Here is a 16,223-nt window from a genome sequence, read left to right as displayed (position 1 = left end):
AATGTGCTGTTACTATTTTTCGCCGCAGATCGAGGGAATATGCTTTCATTAGCTTTGACTACAACAATCATATCTTATTGTACCTCTTTACAGCGGGAACCGCTGTAAGTTTTTGACTTCCACTATTGTCGCTAAAGAATGGCAGTCCATCATTAAAAATGAAGGAAACTGTATCTCCCGGTTGCAGTTCAAACGACTGTTCTTTCCCGCTCTTGATAAATTTCCTCACTCCTTTTGCATTTTTGATTTCTGCTACTAGAGTGCCTAATTTCAACTCTGGGAATAGCCATGCTTCGTATTTAACATTACTGGTAGCATTAGCATCTACTGCATCGCCATTTGGTTCACCTGCTTTAGCGCCTCGCCACATTCCCTCGGCGCTAATTTTTACTGTGACGGGATACTTCAAATTGTTACTGAAGCCGGGTAAATCTTTGGATTCAGTTGCTAATACGGTTAATTCACCATTTTGTAAATCCGTATTGATGGGAGTAAGTGCCGCGAAAGCTGGTGCAGGGACAAAGACGATCGCAATTGCAAACATTACTACCACAAAGGTAGACAAAAACGATTTGAATTTCATATCAACGAAAATTCCTTCGAGATTTGGAGTTTAGCGCTTGCTTAAGGTTTCCGTAAGCAGGGTAAAACAAGTGCAGTCAGCTTTGGCTTTGATAATTTGCGATCGCTCTCTCCTTTGAAAAGACACCTTGGAATAACGAGCGATCGCACTCATACAGAATAGCTAGAATTGCTATGCCTGTATCTTTGCTACTATGCTGTACTGTTTCAAGAGTCAGAAACCCGGTTTCTTACGCCTTGGTTTGACAGCTACTTAATGGAAAACTTAACTTTTTGACTGCCAGTGTTGTCAGTAAAGTAGGGAATTCCATCATTGAAAATGAAAGAAGCTGTCTCTCCTGGTTGCAGTTCAAACGTCTGGTCTTTCCCGCTCTTGATAAATTTCCTCACCCCTTTTGCGTCTTTAACTTCTGCTACTAGGGTGCCTAAATTCAATTCAGGGAATAGCCATTCTTTGTAAATCACACCAGGGATACCATTAGCATCAACTGATTTGCCATTCGGTTCGCCTGATGCAGCTGCTTGCCACACTCCTTCAGCACTAATTTTTACTGTGACAGGCTGATTCAATGTGTTAACTAAGCCGGGTAGTTTTTTCGATTCATTAGCTAATACTGTCAATTCACCAGTTTGTGAAGCACTATTAATGGGAACTATACCTGGTGGAAAATTCGGGGTAACTACTGCCTGAATTTGCTCTGGAGTGAGAGCAACATTATAAATAGCTAAACCATTGATACTCCCCGCGAAATAATTGAACCCACTATTCTGAGAATAACCTCGGCAAGCGAGATAGAGGGAACTATTATTTTTGGTATTCCCCGCAGTCGTATCCTGATTGGTAGCCTCTAGTTTTCCATCAATATAGAGAGAGAGTTTGCCTTGATTGTTTTCCGTACTGCGGACAAAAGTCACATGATGGAATTTCCCATCATTAATTTTAGTCGTTGAGTACACACTAGGATTATTTTTGCCATCATAGCGGGCGGCAACAATTTTTCCAGCGTTATTCCCCGCTTTTGAATTTAGGTAGCGAATCACATAAGGATATCCCCCAGTCCCAGAGACCCACTTTTCAACAACATCATTATCTCCATATTTGAGGTCTTTTTGTTCGCTATCAGGTTTAATCCAAACCGCTACGGTGAAATCCTGATTGGTAGCAAAGTTGATCGCATCGCTATTCTCAACTTTGTCACATTCATTGATGCCGTTAAAGGTGGAAACTTTGTCGCTTGCAGTATAAACAGGTATTTGAGCGAGAAAATTTGCTCCAGGCAGAGCATTAGCTTTTCGATGAAAACTGCCAAACGTAATGGTTACAGCCAACAACAAAGCCAGACAAACTCTTGTCAGTAATTTCATCAAGTGATATCCTACACGCAATCTATACTCTTAAGACGTTTCTCAAAGCCAATTTCTGAATTTTTCGAGTTAGAGGCGTTTTTTTGCCAAAAAAATGCACCGGGAAAATCAGTATCAAGGACGAGAACTCTTTCGCCACTTCGCTTTTAGGCGTTTTAAAGCTGCCTCGACCTCCTGGCGAACGGGATAGAGCAACTGCTGACTCAAGGCATTTCGATAAAGCTCGATCGCACCCATAGCATCGCCCAATCCCTCTAAAGCCCTCCCTTGCCAGTAATCAGCCATAACTGGGTTAAATAACCTCAGTTTTTGACTTTCCTGACAAGCTTCTGCCCACCACTTGCGGCTAGCGCTCTCATCCCCCAGCGCTCGGTAACTTTCGCCCAGCCACACCGCAGCAGACACGGATTGCAAATATCCCTGCTTTTCTGCTAACAACTGCCATCCTTGGATCGAAACCGCCACAGCTTCCTGATGTTTCCCCGCCAAAGCCAACACTCGTCCATGACAAAACCAAGCATCAGCTAGCTGGGGCTGAAGTTGCGTCGCTTGCAGAGAAACACTGCACCCCCGTTCCATCTCTTGAAAACTTTCCACCAGCACTCGTCCCGCCGTCGCCCAAACACTCCAGCGATCGGCAAAACGCTCCAACATCTCTTCTACGATCGAAGCAAGGGTGATGTTATCCCTTTGTGCTTTTACTCCTCTTACTCCCCTCTTTTCCCAGGAGAGGAGTTGGGGGTGAGCTTCAAGAGGCAAAATTTCGCACAACGCCCGATAGATTTCACAATCCTGGGGATACAGACGATAAACTTTTCGCATCACTTCAGCCGCCGCCTGATATTCCCCTGTATGGAACAAGCATCGCCCATAGTGATACCAACCGCTAGGATTATTCGGGTGTTCCTCCGTAAACTGCGCTAATATCCTTGTCCCTTGCTCCCAGTCACCTCGGAAAATGTGATAGTATGCCAGGGATTTGTGAGCATCAGCTCCATGAGTAGCTTGTTGGAGAGCAGCGCCAATCATCTTTTTAGTCTGCTTCCCCTGCTCGCCAGATACCAATCTCATCTGGCAACGATCGTCCAATTGTCGTTGCAGTACCCACAAACGATCGGGATCTAAAGCGATCGTTTTCTTCAAACGTTCTTGTGCTTCCCCAACATTCCCCAGCGCCATTAGCGCATCATAGCTGTGAATCAAGGCGACAATATCATCTGGATTAATTGACAAAATCCGATCGAAGGCTTGTAACGCCGCCACAGGATTTTCTCTCCCCATATGCAATTGTCCCAAAACTAGCCAGTGAGCGGCGTTATCTGGTTCTAGGTGAGCGGCTGTTTCAAAAGCAACGATCGCTTTGGGAATGTCACTTTGACAAAGTGCGATCGCTCCGGTAATGTATTGCTCTGTGGCTTTATTTCCAGATAACGGTAAGGCATCCTGATAAACTTCGATCGCCTCAGCTTCCCGTCCCATTAACTGCAACAATTTCCCCAATTTCAACCGCACATCAATTAATTGGGGTTGGCGATCGATCACTTGACGATACTCCTCCACCGCTTGCTCCCATTGACCGATTGCGTAGAAAAGTTCGGCCAATTCCAAGCGTTTTTTCCAGCCAGAAGCATACTGCTGCACGTACTGACTTAATGTTTTTAACTTTTGGTCTTGGCGGATTGGCTTTTCGTCTAAAACAAGGTGAACATTCAACTCCACCCCAGAGGACTGGGTGACTGATACCAGGCATGAGCTAGTGTTTCGAGACATATTGCTGTGATTTGATAATAATTAGGGCTACGGCCAAAGCGCTCTTTTTGATTGAAGGTTGGCGGGATTTTTACCTCAGCCCTGATGCTTGAGTACGGTAATTTCTCTACTCCAGATTTGGCCTTTTTCCTAAATGGATCGGAGGAATCAAACGGAGACACATCAAGCCCTGATAAATAAGGTTTTAAACGCTTTTGCAGAATTGCTCGCGCCTGAGAAATGCGTTTGCAAAGGTTATCGTAGGAGATACCTAGCTGTTGACTGATGTCCTGATAAGATTTCTCTTCAATGAAGTGCAGAATAAAAGGTTGGCGCAGTCTGGGCGGTAATTCCTCAATTGCACGGTGGATGACTATTTCTAATTCGCTTCGCATAGCAGCATTTTCTGGTGTATGGGACTGAGAAACCAGTTGCTCCTCCCGCTGCTGGGCGATCAGATCCCAACTTTCCACCCGATGCGCTAATCGCTTGGACTCTCTACGTATATCCACGCAGATATTATGGGTTAATCGAGTCAACCAAGCTTTAAAGTTGGCGATCGCATGAGCATAGTCTCGACTCTTCTCCCAAGCTTTGAGCATCGCTCGACTCAGAGCTTCTTCGGCATCAGCAGGGTTACCCCCCATCCATTTCAGACAGCGACGGTAAAGATAATTTTGATACCTTTTCCATAGCTGCCAAAACACTTCCTCCCTCTTTTTCCAGCAATCCAACAGGTAAAATTCAGTCAAGGCCACCCCTAATTGAGTATTCGACATAACTTTTGTGCTGATGTTGTACTTAATTGGGTTTTCATTGAGGTCAATCTCAATCCCTGTCAATCCCCCATGTAAATTGGGCCTAAGTATCGACTGTAGAACTAAAATCAAATGATCAATTCGGTTGCTTGCTAAATGTATCTAACATCTTTCTAAAGACAGATGTCAAGAATAGTAGATTTATTTTAGTTTAAATAATTTTTAATTTTTTTCCCCGCTTGAAAGTGAGATACAGAAGAGAGGATTTTTGTTTCTTTAGAAAATTTATTAATCAATCTGGCGCGGTTAAGTAACTTGCAGTCTCTTGAGGAAATTTTGTATGTTTAGATACAGTTTGTTAGGATTTTTGGACAGGAGTGCAGAAATTTTCGGTCTACCGACAGTCAAATTGATTTGATTTATGCGTATAAATACGGAAGAGGCATTCGCAAAAATAAACCATAAATAGATCAGATAACTTTGTTAACTGCTGCCATTAGTCCAAAGCGCTGCGATCGAAATCTCACATTCACCCATCAATGACCAAAATTCCCTTTGTAGACCTCAGCTTTCAACACGAACCGCTGATAAACCAAATCGAACAAGCCATCCTGACTGTACTCCACCAGGGAGATTTTATCATGGGCAAAGCTGTCGCCGAATTTGAGACAGCATTTGCTAATGCTTGTGGTGTAGAATACGGTATTGGCGTCGCTTGCGGCACAGATGCGATCGCACTCGGACTGCAAGCTTGCGGTATTCGTCCCGGCGATGAAGTAATCTTACCAGCCAATACCTTTGTTGCCACTCTCATCGGCGTTCTCCACGCTGGCGCTACCCCGATTTTCGTCGATTGCGACCCGGAAACCGCTTTAATTGACCTAAAAGCAGCAGAAAAAGCGATTAGCGAGCAAACGCGGGCGATTGTTCCAGTGCATCTCTACGGACAAATGGTGTCGCCCAAGCAACTGCGAGATTTAGCCAGCGCTCACAATTTGATAATCTTTGAAGATGCCGCTCAAGCACATCTAGCGGAACGAGAAGGTTACAAAGCTGCTTCAATCGGTAAAGCCGCCGCATTCAGTTTTTATCCCAGCAAAAATTTGGGAGCGATCGGCGATGGCGGTATTCTGGTAACAAATGATGCAGAGGTAGCGCAAAAAATGCGCTCGCTCCGGAACTACGGTGCGCCACAAAAATATCTCCACACCGAATACGGTACAAACAGCCGTCTCGATACCCTACAAGCAGCCGTCCTCAACGTCAAACTACCTCATTTACCAGAGTGGAACAATCTCCGCAACGCAGCTGCACAGGAGTACGATCGCTTACTAGAACCGCTGCGATCGCACGGTATTTTCCCCATCCATAACCAAAGCGGCACAGGTCATATTTATCACCTATACGTCATCCGTATTAACGAATCCTGTGCGATCGAGCGAGAAAAAATCCAAGCCGAACTGAGCGCAGTTGGCATTCAAACAGGCATTCACTATCCCCTGCCTTGCCATCTCCAGCCAGCTTATCAGTATCTAGGATACAAAGCCGGAGACTTTCCCAATTCCGAAATCCTATCAAAACAGATTTTATCCTTGCCAATGTACCCAGGTTTGAGCCAAACTCAAATTGTGCAAGTCGTGCAAGCACTTCAGCATATCCTTATCGCTCCAGAAGCTGCTATATCCGGTTAAATCTATGCAAGTAGGATTAAAAATTCCCAAAACCTTAGAGCCACATCTACTCAGTGGCGCTATACTAGCTTTTCTGACAATTTTGTACGCACCTTTACTATTGCATTGGTATGATGGCTGGCTGCACAAAAATATCGGCATCGTACACGAATATTTCAGCCACGGATTAATCGGTCTACCCTTTGCCACTTATATCGCTTGGACAAATAGAAAGCTGTGGCGTCGCTTACCAGATAAAGCAGATCCCATAGGTGCCGGTTTGTTAGTTATGGGAGGAATATTTTATCTGAGTGGCTTAAACGACTGGGTAAATTTATCATTCCCAGTCGTGCTAACCGGACTCTGCTTGTGGTTAAAAGGATTTCCCGGTTTCAAATTGCAAGCTTTTCCCTTGTTGTTGGTATTGCTGGCATCGCCAACATCAGTACCGTATCTGATCGAACCCTATGCCTTACCTTTACAAAGTTTTATTGCTGGAGTAGCTGGGTTTATTTTGAGTCAATTTGGCGTCAACGTCACGGTAGAGGAGATCAACTTATACGTTGGCGGACAAATTGTGGAGGTAGCGCCGCACTGTGCCGGCCTGAAAATGCTATTCACCAGTCTCTACGTAGGCTTGATGTTGCTTTTCTGGACTGGAGCATTGCGATCGCGCACGAAAACAATTCTATTCTTATTGAGTGCCGCATTGCTCAGCGTCATTGCCAACATCATTCGCAATGCCTTGCTGACCTTCTTTCACGGTACTGGCAATCAGCAAGCCTTTGAATGGCTGCACGAAAGTTGGGGCGGTGACTTTTATTCTGCTTGTTTGCTGGGATTATTGGTTGTGCTAATCAATTTAATGGAAAAATATTTTCCCACCGACCTCGATGAAAGCGAACAGCCTCAAGTTGAGGAATTATGAATTATTTGGATTCAAAACTCAAAACTTATAACTTAAAACTCTCTCAGGTCATCTTGCTCCTGTTCCTGTTAGTATTGATCGCGTTAGGAGCAGTTCCCAGTTACCTGAAAGGACGTTGGGCTTGGGAGCAACCGCCGCCAATACCTTCCCTCAAGCAAATCCAACAATTGCGGAAAACAGGACTCACTGTTCCGGGTTGGCAGACCATCTCCCAGCAAAACCCAGAAGTGAGCGGTCACAAATGGTCTTTCCAAAATCTGCAACGCGACCCACAAACTCAGGCGGTATTGATGTTACTGCCTCAAAACGGACCAAAAGAACAGCCGCAGGTAGAGTGGGTAGATATCAAAGGATTTTGGCGTTGGAAAACAGATAACTATCGATCGGCTCAGTTTACTGCCACCTCAACAAATAATAACAGTCAAACTGCCAAAGTGGAAGCTCAGTACTTCCGAGGTTGGAACCCAACGCAGACTTACGCCGTACTGCAATGGTATGCTGTTCCCAATGGAGGCAGTCCAGACCCAGGCAAATGGTTTTGGGCCGATCAAATGGCGCAGTGGCAAAAGCGTCGAGTTCCGTGGGTTGCAGTCAATATCCAAATACCCATCGAACCTTTGGGTGACATCGAAAAAGTTTGGCCTATAGCTGAGTCGATCGGCAAAACTGTTCAATCCACTTTAATGTCAGGGCCATTTCGCAAAAATTAAGAATTAAAAATGAAAAGTTAAACATGAAAGGGGTTGTGTTAAGGCGACGTTTAATAGCTATTCACCTGCTCAGTCTTCACACAGGTAGCACCCTCCTGCTCACAGGCTTATTTTGGACACGCGCTCAAAAAAGCTGGGGACTGGCTATAGCGGCAGAACATTCCCTATCCCCCATTTCCGCTTCTCAATCCCAAATCCCAAATTCGATAGCCCAGTCCCCTGTAACCATACCGGTAGTTCCGTTTGAACTGCAAAACACACCTCAGCGCTTTGAACCGAGTCCCCAATTCGGCCCCTACCGGATCGGGCCGGGAGATAGCCTTTCCGTTATAACTCAACGCTTTCCAGACCTGAGCTTTCAAGCTGCTGTCACACCGGAAGGCAATATCGTCGTCCCGCTGTTGGGAACTGTCTCTGTAGCAGGTTTGACTCTGCCAGAAATTCAAGAAAAATTACGCTTAGGTTTTAATCGCTACGTGATCGACCCGGTAGTCTCCGTAGGACTGGCAGGTCAGCGTCCCGTTCAAGTGACTATTACCGGTGCCGTGTCGCGACCGGGTTTTTATAGCCTGCCGTTCCCGCCGCGCCTATCCACGGCAATGCTGGTAGCAAATGGCAGCACGGACAAAGCCGACTTGCGACAAATTCGGGTGCGTCGCTTTTTATTGGATGGCTCTTTTATCGAACAACGAGTAGATCTATTTACACCTTTGGCTGCCGGAGATCCTCTCCCAGATTTGCGTTTGGAGGATGGAGATGCAGTCATCGTGCCACAATTGGAAGTGGGAAACGACGCTACTTACGATCGCACCCTGGTAGCTAAATCGACTCTAGCCCAACCAGTCATCAATATCCGCGTTTTAAGCTATCCTAATCAAGGCTTGGGCAATCTTCGCCTTCCCAGCGGCAGTACTTTTCTGGATGCTTTCACCGCTGCCAGTCCGAATCTGCAAACAGCAGATATCAACAGGGTAGCCCTGATCCGATTCGATCCAGAAAGAGGTAGGGCAATAGTCAGGGAACTCAATGGTAAAAGAGCTTTGTTTGGGGATGCGTCTCAAAATATGCCCCTGCGAGACAACGATGTGATCGTCATCGGTCGCAATCTTGTGGGTCGAATTACTTACGCTCTGAATACTTTTACTCAACCTTTCCGAGATATTCTCGGTTTTTTGCTGTTCTTTCGCTCTCTCAGCGATAGTGCGAGCGATCTTTTTGGCCCAGGAACCAATAATAATGATTAAAATATTATATTATTTGTCTTTCCTCAAAACTATTCCCCTCTCCACACAGCCAGTCCACTACTTTCAAAAACCGATTTTCTGTGATTCGATCTTGAACTTTTGACTTTTAACTTATGGCTTCACCTATTGTTAAACGCTATCTGATCGCCTTCGACCAGCACAAATGGAAGGGAGTGGCTGCCTGTATTCTCATTATGGGGGGAGCCGGTTTTGTGGCACTACAGCCAGCACCACCCAAACAATATGAAGCTCAAGGCTTACTAAGTTACACTCAGCCACCGGTGATTATTTCCAAAACAGGAAGTGATATTCAACAGCAAGCTCAGGGAATTAATGTAGACGCTCTGGCTAACGATGATGTGAAAGCAACGGCGGCGAAGCAAGCTAATGCGAATCCAAAACTGGTACGCAAGAATGTTAGGGTCAGACCGCCCAGACCCGCTGCTAAAGGGCAACCGCCTCCACCACCTATAGTGACTGTTAGCTACACAGATGAAGATGGGAAGAAAGCTGCTGATGTGGTCAATTCCATAATGGTGGGGATGGTCGAACGCAGCCGTTTGATTAACACTTCTAGACTCAGAGCGATTAAGGAGGAGCTTACTAAAAGGTTGCCCCAGGTAGAGCAGGAACTGCGATTGGCAGAAGGAAAACTGCAAAAGTTTACCAAGGTGGAAGGGCCAATTTTGTTGGCAGCCGAAAATGGCAGTTTAATTCAAGGTATTACTGGCAGCCAAAATCAGCAGCGTCAGATACAATTTGAATTGCAGGGGATCGAAGCCCAAATTCGCAGCTTGCAGCAACGCTTGGGCTTGACACCAGACCAAGCATATGCTTCCTCGGCTCTCAGTGCCGACCCGATTATTGCCAATTTGCGAGTGCAGATTTACCAAATCGAATCTCAGCTAGCTATTCTCAGCAAAGACCTGCGACCCGTACACCCCAACATAATTGCTTTACGCAAGCAACAAAAAGCTTACGAGGAACAGCTCAGAGCCAGAGCCGCCGAGGTAATTGGCGGGAACGGGATAGCAGCACCGCTCCAAAGTGGCGCGAAAATCCGTCAAGATAGCAGTCTCGATCCGGCTCGACAAGCCTTAGCACAACAGCTCGTAACTTTAAAGACGCAACAAGAAGCATTGGTGCAGCAGTTTCAGGCGATTCTCCTACAAGAGCAGAAGTTAAGGCGAGAATACGCTACTATTCCCGATAAGCAACTAGAATTATCGCAATTACAGCAGGAATACCAGCTCAGACAAAGCCTCTTCAGCAAAATGCAGGCGGCTTTAGTGGATGCACAAGCCGCAGAAGCAGAAACTGTGAGCAGCTTGACTGCGGTCAAACCGGCAGAAGTTTCCGAAGTAGTCCAGCCCGGACAAAATCCTATGATGACGATCGCCATAGGCGCATTAGCTGGACTGGCTGTGGGCGGCGGATTAATCTTCTTGCTCGGTTCTATGGGCGGTATTTTGCAAACGATGGAAGATATTCGCGGTTTGCTGACGCAGCAAGAGGTGCAACTGCTGGGTATCGTACCTTATATTTTGGTCTTTGACCCCGATCGCGAGGGCATACCGGTTTTGGTGACGCCAGATTCGCCCTATTTGGAAGTCTACGAACGTATCCGCAGCAGTCTGCGCCGTACTAGCGATAAACCTGTGAAGGTACTTACACTCAGCAGTACGATCGACCAAGAAGGTAAAAGCGTCACCGCTTACAACTTGGCCATTGCCTCGGCTCGTGCCGGTAAGCGAACTTTGCTGATCGAAGCCGATTTGCGATCGCCATCTCTCTCTAAAGCGGTTAAGGTGGCACCCGACCCTGATGCCTTTATAGAACCCTTGCGTTACTACGGCACTTGGAGCGAGTGCGTGCGCCTCGTACCGGAAGTAGAAAATTTATACCTGGTACCGAGTCCGGGGCCGTTGCGACAACCGGCAGCTATTATTGAATCAAGCGAGTTTCGCCGCTTGATAGAGGATATGCGAGGACGATTTGACCTAGTAATAATCGATACGCCCGCTCTTAGTATATGCAATGACGCTCTATTGTTGGAGCCGCTCACAGATGGGATGGTGCTGGTAGCTCGACCGGGTTACACGGGGGAAAGTATGTTGACGGAGGCGATCGAGCAATTAGGAGAATCAGAAGACTTGCAGTTGTTGGGTGCGATCGTCAATGGCGCTGACATCCCGCTGCCGATGCCTAGCGTTAGCATAGAACCCCAAGATTCCCTGACTGCCGAAGCAGAAAATTTGCAGTCACGCCAAACCAAAGACTCCAAAAAAGTAAAAGCTAAAAAGTGAAAAGCCAAAACAATAAAATTCCATTTTTGACTTTTGACTTTTATTAAAACTGCTCGGATTCAGAGCGATCGGCAAATAATCCCAATAAAGGCGCTAAAATTGCTCCGACGACAAAGCCGCCGGCGTGTGCCCAGTAGGCAATTCCACCACCTTCCATACCGATGTTAGCAGGAGCGTTGAGGCTGGCAATCCCGTAGAAAGCTTGCTGGACAAACCACCAACCCAAAAAGAAGTAAGCGGGAACATAGCCCACAAAATAACCGAAAAGTGTAAGGATGCGTGCCTTGGGGAATCTGAGAATATAAGCTCCCAGAACTCCTGCGATCGCACCGCTGGCACCCAAAGAAGGTACGATCGAACCAGTAGCAAAAAACCACTGAGCTAATGCCGCCAACGCACCACAAGTCAAATAAAAAAACAAATATTTGACGTGACCCAGCTTGTCTTCAACATTGTTACCAAAAATCCACAAAAACAACATATTGCCCGCCAGGTGTAAAAAACCGCCGTGCAGAAATTGCGAAGTAAACAGAGTCATCCACTCCGGCAGTCCGTAATTTACTGGCAGTCCATAACTGGCGGGTATGCCCGAAAAGCTAGCGCTTAACTCTCGCGGTACCACTGCCGCCACATGGAAAAATCCTTGCAATTGTTGCGGCGGTAAACTCAGTTCGTATAAAAAAACCAGAATATTAGCAGCAATCAACCCGTAAGTAACATACGGAGTGATGCGGGTCGGATTTTCATCGCGAAGGGGAACCACAGGCTTTTTTCCTCAGCATCATTAAGCTGAAAGATACCCTATTAAATTATGTTACGTCTTCTAACTTGCGGATTCTATCTTAGGACTTACAGATTCAACATATAGCAGAGGAGCAAAAGAACTGAGGAAAATATTTTTTATCTTCCTGAACTTCCTTTGCTCCCCAATCCCTTGCATTTTTGCTGCTTTATGCGTAAGTGCTACAGCTTTTAGCCAGCAGTTACCAGCCCTTTTCTGCTTGACTCAGCACATAAGTGGCTACATCTTCTATCTGCTGCGCGTTCAAACGACCGCGAAAAGATGGCATGGCATTTTTACCATTTGTCACCTGAGTTTTGATTGCTTCTAGTGAGTTCATACCATATTTCTTCAAAGCATCTTTCTTCAGGTTTTTATTAGCCATAATGACGTTGTTACCGCCCATATGGCAGGCAGAGCAATTGGCAGAAAATATTTTCGCACCATTTGCTGCATTTCCTGCAAGGGCAGGACGTCCGAAGGCAAATGTCAAAACTGCGATTGTTAGCAGTACAGCAGATACAAATCTTCTCAAGGGAGTTCTCCTGGAATCAAGGTGTGCAGCAATGGGTAAAAATGTCAGACAAGAATATTTTATGGTTCTTGCAAACATTTACATTCAGGAGCAAAAGCATAAAGAGCACACCCCACGAAGTCACCAGTGCGAGCAAGCAATCCGATCGGTCAGATCTTTAACCTTGAACAGTAATTGTGCCCACCATACCAGCACCGCGATGCGGTTCGCAGTAGTAGGTATATACGCCTGCTGGTGCGTCTGCTGGGAAAGTAACTTGGAACTTCTGACCGGGTTTCATCAATAAACCCTTATGAGACAGACTCTTGGCGAGGTCTGCACTTTTAGCGGGATTTTTTGCCCCATCGAAGACGATATTGTGGGGAGGAAGTTTATTGTTTAACCACTCTATAGTGTCACCCGGTTTGATGGTGACTTTAGGGGGATCGAAGGCCAACATTCCATTATCTTTCCCCATTTTGACCGTGACGGTATCGGCGGCAGCGGGGGGAGTCAGCAACACGAAGGTACAAGCGACCAACAAGATGCTCAAAAATGCTAGTTTTAAGCGCCGTGAAATAGCAGCTACGAAGTCCATAATCTCCTCCTGAGATTAGTACTCGACTAAGTTTCCTGAAAATAAACTACCAGAGAAGTTGCTGGTATAACTTCATTTTCAGGATGTATTTTTCTAAAGCTGGCGATCGGCAAGAAACGAGATCGCTGCTTTAAGAGAGAGAAGGGATTTTGTCAATCAATCCCAAGTTAAAAACTGTCTGTACCCCATCCCGGTGCTTTATCCGCTGCTGTCAGTAAGAAAGCAGCCAAGTCTGTTACCTCAGCTTCCGACATCCAACTGGGGGAGATTCTTCGGCATACATAGCTTTCTTCGCTCCCATCATAGAGCATCGGTTCTCGGAAGTAGGCTACCAGATTTTTGATATTATCGCGAGGCGGACTGGCACCTTGAAGCGCCTGTAGGGAGAGCGACACTTGCGGATTTGGTAAGGTGGCTCCTCCCACATGACAGCTCATACAGTGCTTCTGGAACAGCTGTTTGCCTTTGGAAACGTCTGTCGGTGAAAACAGACGAGTCTCACCCTGCTCGTCGAACTTGAGAGCGATCGGTTCTGTAACGTGTAAGTAACGCACCACATAAGGGTCTACACCTGCTGCTCTAGCTGGTAGGCTTACCAACATCGCGCTCAGGCAAGCAGCTAAAATTGTCAACAGACGTGGAACTGAAATTAATGGGCGCAGCATTTGATGCTTCACTTTGGGATTTGGGGTGAGCAGGGCAAGTAAAAAGAAAAAAGGAAAAAGTAAAAAGCAATCAGAAATAGACAAAAGAGTGATAGTCTTGATTTCCATTGTTGGCTTTTTTGCTTTTGCCTTTTTAAACAACGGCTTTAAAAATAGATTTTGCCGCCTCCCCACCTAACGCCTGCTACTTTTGGCTGTAGCAGGATGTGACCGGCAATCGCCTCTAGGTCTTCGTCGCTCAGATTTCTCATTTCTGGGAAGATATCTGCGCTCTTCTTGCTGGGGTGTTCCTCAGCGATCGATATTTCGCCATCGTAGGTGGTGGGATTCTTCATATATTCCACCAATGCTTCGATGTTATCGCGGGGCGGCGTCGCGAAGGAAAGGGCTTCCGGCTCGAGTCCCACGTTGGGGTTTGTCTTTGTAACGCCCCCATTGTGGCATTGGGAACACACATTACTAAACAGCCGTTTGCCTTCCTTGACTTGTTCCAGACTCAGGACTGTGGTGTCACCCTGCGAATTTTTTGGCACCGTGCGGGTTTGGGCGTCGAGTTCGGCGGCAAAGGCGCTTCCGACAACCATCTGGAAGGTGAATAATACAGTGGCCACAGCAAGCAAAATGTATTTTTTAAGCATGGTACTCCCAAAACAATCAGGCTCGGTGATTGGATATTGCAGGTGGACTCAATCTGTTCGATTTGGTCAGCATACCGATCGACAAGGTGAGCGACATAGCTCTAGCCCAGACGAGCGATAAAGCTAGGAATCATCTAGCTCAGAAAGACCTGGCGACTGTTGGGTTACAGGGGTGAATCTTCCTGTCGGTCAGTGCCCGATCTATTTCCTTGAGCCATAATTTCGGAAACGATCGCCTTCGCATCCTCTAAGGCCAAACGAGTCTGAGGGTTTTTGTATTTGATTCCCAACCGATCGCCTAGCTTCAACACTTCTGCCACCGAAGTGTTGTAGTCAGCGGCGATTTCTTCAATCGACAGATCTGCAAAACCCATACTGGTTGTTTGCGAAAGATTGAGCCACTCTCATAATCATGCCACTGAGCGGTACGTTTCCCAAGACAGAATCTGTTGATTTGAGTCAGGGGCTAGGGGCTAGGGGCTGGGGGCTAGGAAAGAAGGAGAGCGAAAGCGAGGAATTTCGACTTTTAACTTTTAATTTTTCACTTTCTAGCGGCTACTCCCTCGCTCCCAGCTCCTCTTTACCCTCGCTCGGAATTATGAATGCCGAACCGTTTGATTCTGAGAGCGGCATTAGATGACTTATTTTTGCAGCCGGTTGGTGCAGGTGAATCAGCTGCGCTAGGGTTGACTTAAGTCGAGTTCTCGACACAATGGCATCAACGAAGCCGTGCTGTAGGAGATATTCTGCTGTTTGAAAATCGTCTGGCAGCTTTTCTCTGAGGGTTTGCTCGATGACACGCCGTCCGGCGAACGCGATCGTCGCTTTTGGTTCTGCTAGAATAATGTCTCCCAGCATAGCAAAACTCGCAGTAACGCCTCCTGTGGTCGGGTGAGTCAGCACCGGGACATAAAGCAGTCGAGCTTCTTGATGACGTTGCAGGGCTCCTGAAATTTTGGCCATCTGCATCAAGCTGAGCATTCCTTCCTGCATTCTGGCTCCGCCAGAAGCACAAACGATAATGAGCGGTAAACCTTGCTGCGTAGCTTTTTCTACTAAACGGGTGAGCTTTTCTCCCACCACAGAACCCATACTGCCACCCATGAAGCGAAAGTCCATGACGCCGAGTGCGGCTGGGCTGCCTTCAATTTTACCCAGACCTGTTTGAACGGCATCGGAAAGGTCAGTTTTTTCTTGGGTTTCGCGCAGACGATCGCGGTAAGATTTGCGATCGCGAAACTGTAACGGATCGCCTGGGTATAATTCCTCGTCCATCGGCTCCCAAGTATTAGTATCTACCAGCTGATGGATGCGTTCGTTGCTGTAGACACGCATATGATGGTCGCACTCCCGGCAAACCATCTGATTGGCTTGCAGGTCTTTGGTATATGCCATCACGCCACAAGCTTCGCATTTCGTCCAAAGTCCATCAGCAATCTCTCGCTCTTGCCGTTCCGGACTGATAGGACTGGATTTTTTTCTATTTGCAAACCAATCAAACAAAGACATGAAAACTCTAAATTCCTTTTAACTTAGCTAATTGTTAATTGCTAATTGCTAATCGTTAATCGCTTTTGGGTGCCAACTCAGTAGGATAAATCAACTGTCCTGCTCCATAAAACTGATACAAATCCGGATCTAACCGGAAATTGAAGTTTACTTACTGCTTCGTCCAGGGCTGTCGGCAGCTGACTGTCCACAGTCGTTAAGTTCCG

General features: G+C 46.5%; 16 protein-coding genes. 5 read left to right on the top strand and 11 right to left on the bottom strand.

What is annotated here, in order from left to right; all coding sequences use genetic code 11:
- Positions 1-67: 67 nt before the first annotated feature.
- From H6G03_RS34025 to H6G03_RS34010, 4 genes are all read right to left on the bottom strand, one after another.
- Complete coding sequence (locus H6G03_RS34025) at positions 68-583, bottom strand: hypothetical protein (protein WP_190474789.1); 516 nt, start codon at positions 581-583, stop codon at positions 68-70.
- A gap of 248 nt (positions 584-831) precedes the next feature.
- Positions 832-1,947 (bottom strand): LamG domain-containing protein, encoded by a 1,116-nt coding sequence (locus tag H6G03_RS34020; RefSeq protein ID WP_190474787.1) that lies wholly within the window; start codon positions 1,945-1,947, stop codon positions 832-834.
- Positions 1,948-2,061: 114 nt separating this feature from the next.
- Positions 2,062-3,717 (bottom strand): tetratricopeptide repeat protein, encoded by a 1,656-nt coding sequence (locus H6G03_RS34015; protein ID WP_190474785.1) that lies wholly within the window; start codon positions 3,715-3,717, stop codon positions 2,062-2,064.
- Positions 3,657-4,475 (bottom strand): RNA polymerase sigma factor, encoded by an 819-nt coding sequence (locus tag H6G03_RS34010; RefSeq protein ID WP_190474783.1) that lies wholly within the window; start codon positions 4,473-4,475, stop codon positions 3,657-3,659. The genes H6G03_RS34015 and H6G03_RS34010 overlap by 61 nt, the downstream gene beginning before the upstream one ends.
- A gap of 518 nt (positions 4,476-4,993) precedes the next feature.
- Between H6G03_RS34010 and H6G03_RS34005 the strand changes: the two genes are divergently transcribed.
- From H6G03_RS34005 to H6G03_RS33985, 5 genes are all read left to right on the top strand, one after another.
- Positions 4,994-6,145, top strand: coding sequence for a DegT/DnrJ/EryC1/StrS family aminotransferase (locus tag H6G03_RS34005; protein WP_190474781.1), 1,152 nt, complete (start codon positions 4,994-4,996; stop codon positions 6,143-6,145).
- Between the two features lie 4 nt (positions 6,146-6,149).
- Positions 6,150-7,052 (top strand): cyanoexosortase B, encoded by a 903-nt coding sequence (gene crtB, locus H6G03_RS34000; protein ID WP_190474779.1) that lies wholly within the window; start codon positions 6,150-6,152, stop codon positions 7,050-7,052.
- A complete protein-coding gene (locus tag H6G03_RS33995; RefSeq protein ID WP_190474777.1) occupies positions 7,049-7,762 on the top strand; it encodes a cyanoexosortase B system-associated protein in 714 nt (237 codons plus the stop codon). Before crtB ends, H6G03_RS33995 begins: the two co-directional genes overlap by 4 nt.
- A gap of 23 nt (positions 7,763-7,785) precedes the next feature.
- On the top strand, positions 7,786-9,006 hold the full coding sequence (locus tag H6G03_RS33990; RefSeq protein ID WP_190474775.1) for a polysaccharide biosynthesis/export family protein: 1,221 nt from the start codon (positions 7,786-7,788) through the stop codon (positions 9,004-9,006).
- A gap of 113 nt (positions 9,007-9,119) precedes the next feature.
- Positions 9,120-11,312, top strand: coding sequence for a GumC family protein (locus tag H6G03_RS33985; RefSeq protein WP_190474773.1), 2,193 nt, complete (start codon positions 9,120-9,122; stop codon positions 11,310-11,312).
- Positions 11,313-11,355: 43 nt separating this feature from the next.
- On the opposite strand, the gene H6G03_RS33980 is transcribed toward H6G03_RS33985, so the two are convergent.
- From H6G03_RS33980 to accD, 7 genes are all read right to left on the bottom strand, one after another.
- On the bottom strand, positions 11,356-12,075 hold the full coding sequence (locus H6G03_RS33980; RefSeq protein WP_190474771.1) for a rhomboid family intramembrane serine protease: 720 nt from the start codon (positions 12,073-12,075) through the stop codon (positions 11,356-11,358).
- 220 nt (positions 12,076-12,295) lie between these two features.
- Positions 12,296-12,628, bottom strand: coding sequence for a cytochrome c6 PetJ (gene petJ, locus H6G03_RS33975; protein ID WP_190474769.1), 333 nt, complete (start codon positions 12,626-12,628; stop codon positions 12,296-12,298).
- Between the two features lie 157 nt (positions 12,629-12,785).
- The gene (gene petE, locus H6G03_RS33970) at positions 12,786-13,205 is read right to left on the bottom strand and encodes a plastocyanin (protein WP_190474767.1); all 420 of its coding nucleotides are present in this window, start codon (positions 13,203-13,205) and stop codon (positions 12,786-12,788) included.
- Positions 13,206-13,372: 167 nt separating this feature from the next.
- A complete protein-coding gene (psbV2, locus tag H6G03_RS33965; protein ID WP_190474765.1) occupies positions 13,373-13,870 on the bottom strand; it encodes a photosystem II cytochrome PsbV2 in 498 nt (165 codons plus the stop codon).
- Positions 13,871-14,016: 146 nt separating this feature from the next.
- Entirely contained in the window at positions 14,017-14,508 is a 492-nt protein-coding gene (gene psbV, locus H6G03_RS33960) for a photosystem II cytochrome c-550 (RefSeq protein WP_190474763.1), read from the bottom strand.
- Positions 14,509-14,672: 164 nt separating this feature from the next.
- Complete coding sequence (locus tag H6G03_RS33950) at positions 14,673-14,882, bottom strand: translation initiation factor IF-2 (RefSeq protein WP_190474759.1); 210 nt, start codon at positions 14,880-14,882, stop codon at positions 14,673-14,675.
- A gap of 181 nt (positions 14,883-15,063) precedes the next feature.
- Positions 15,064-16,017 carry an acetyl-CoA carboxylase, carboxyltransferase subunit beta gene (gene accD, locus H6G03_RS33945; protein WP_190474757.1) on the bottom strand — a complete coding sequence of 318 codons (954 nt, stop codon included), beginning with the start codon at positions 16,015-16,017 and terminating at the stop codon, positions 15,064-15,066.
- Positions 16,018-16,223 lie beyond the last annotated feature (206 nt).

The sequence above is a fragment of the Aerosakkonema funiforme FACHB-1375 genome (genome assembly GCF_014696265.1).
GTDB lineage: Bacteria > Cyanobacteriota > Cyanobacteriia > Cyanobacteriales > Aerosakkonemataceae > Aerosakkonema > Aerosakkonema funiforme_A.
The sequence above is the reverse complement of the archived record's forward strand: the minus strand, read 5'-3'. Positions and strand labels throughout refer to the sequence as shown.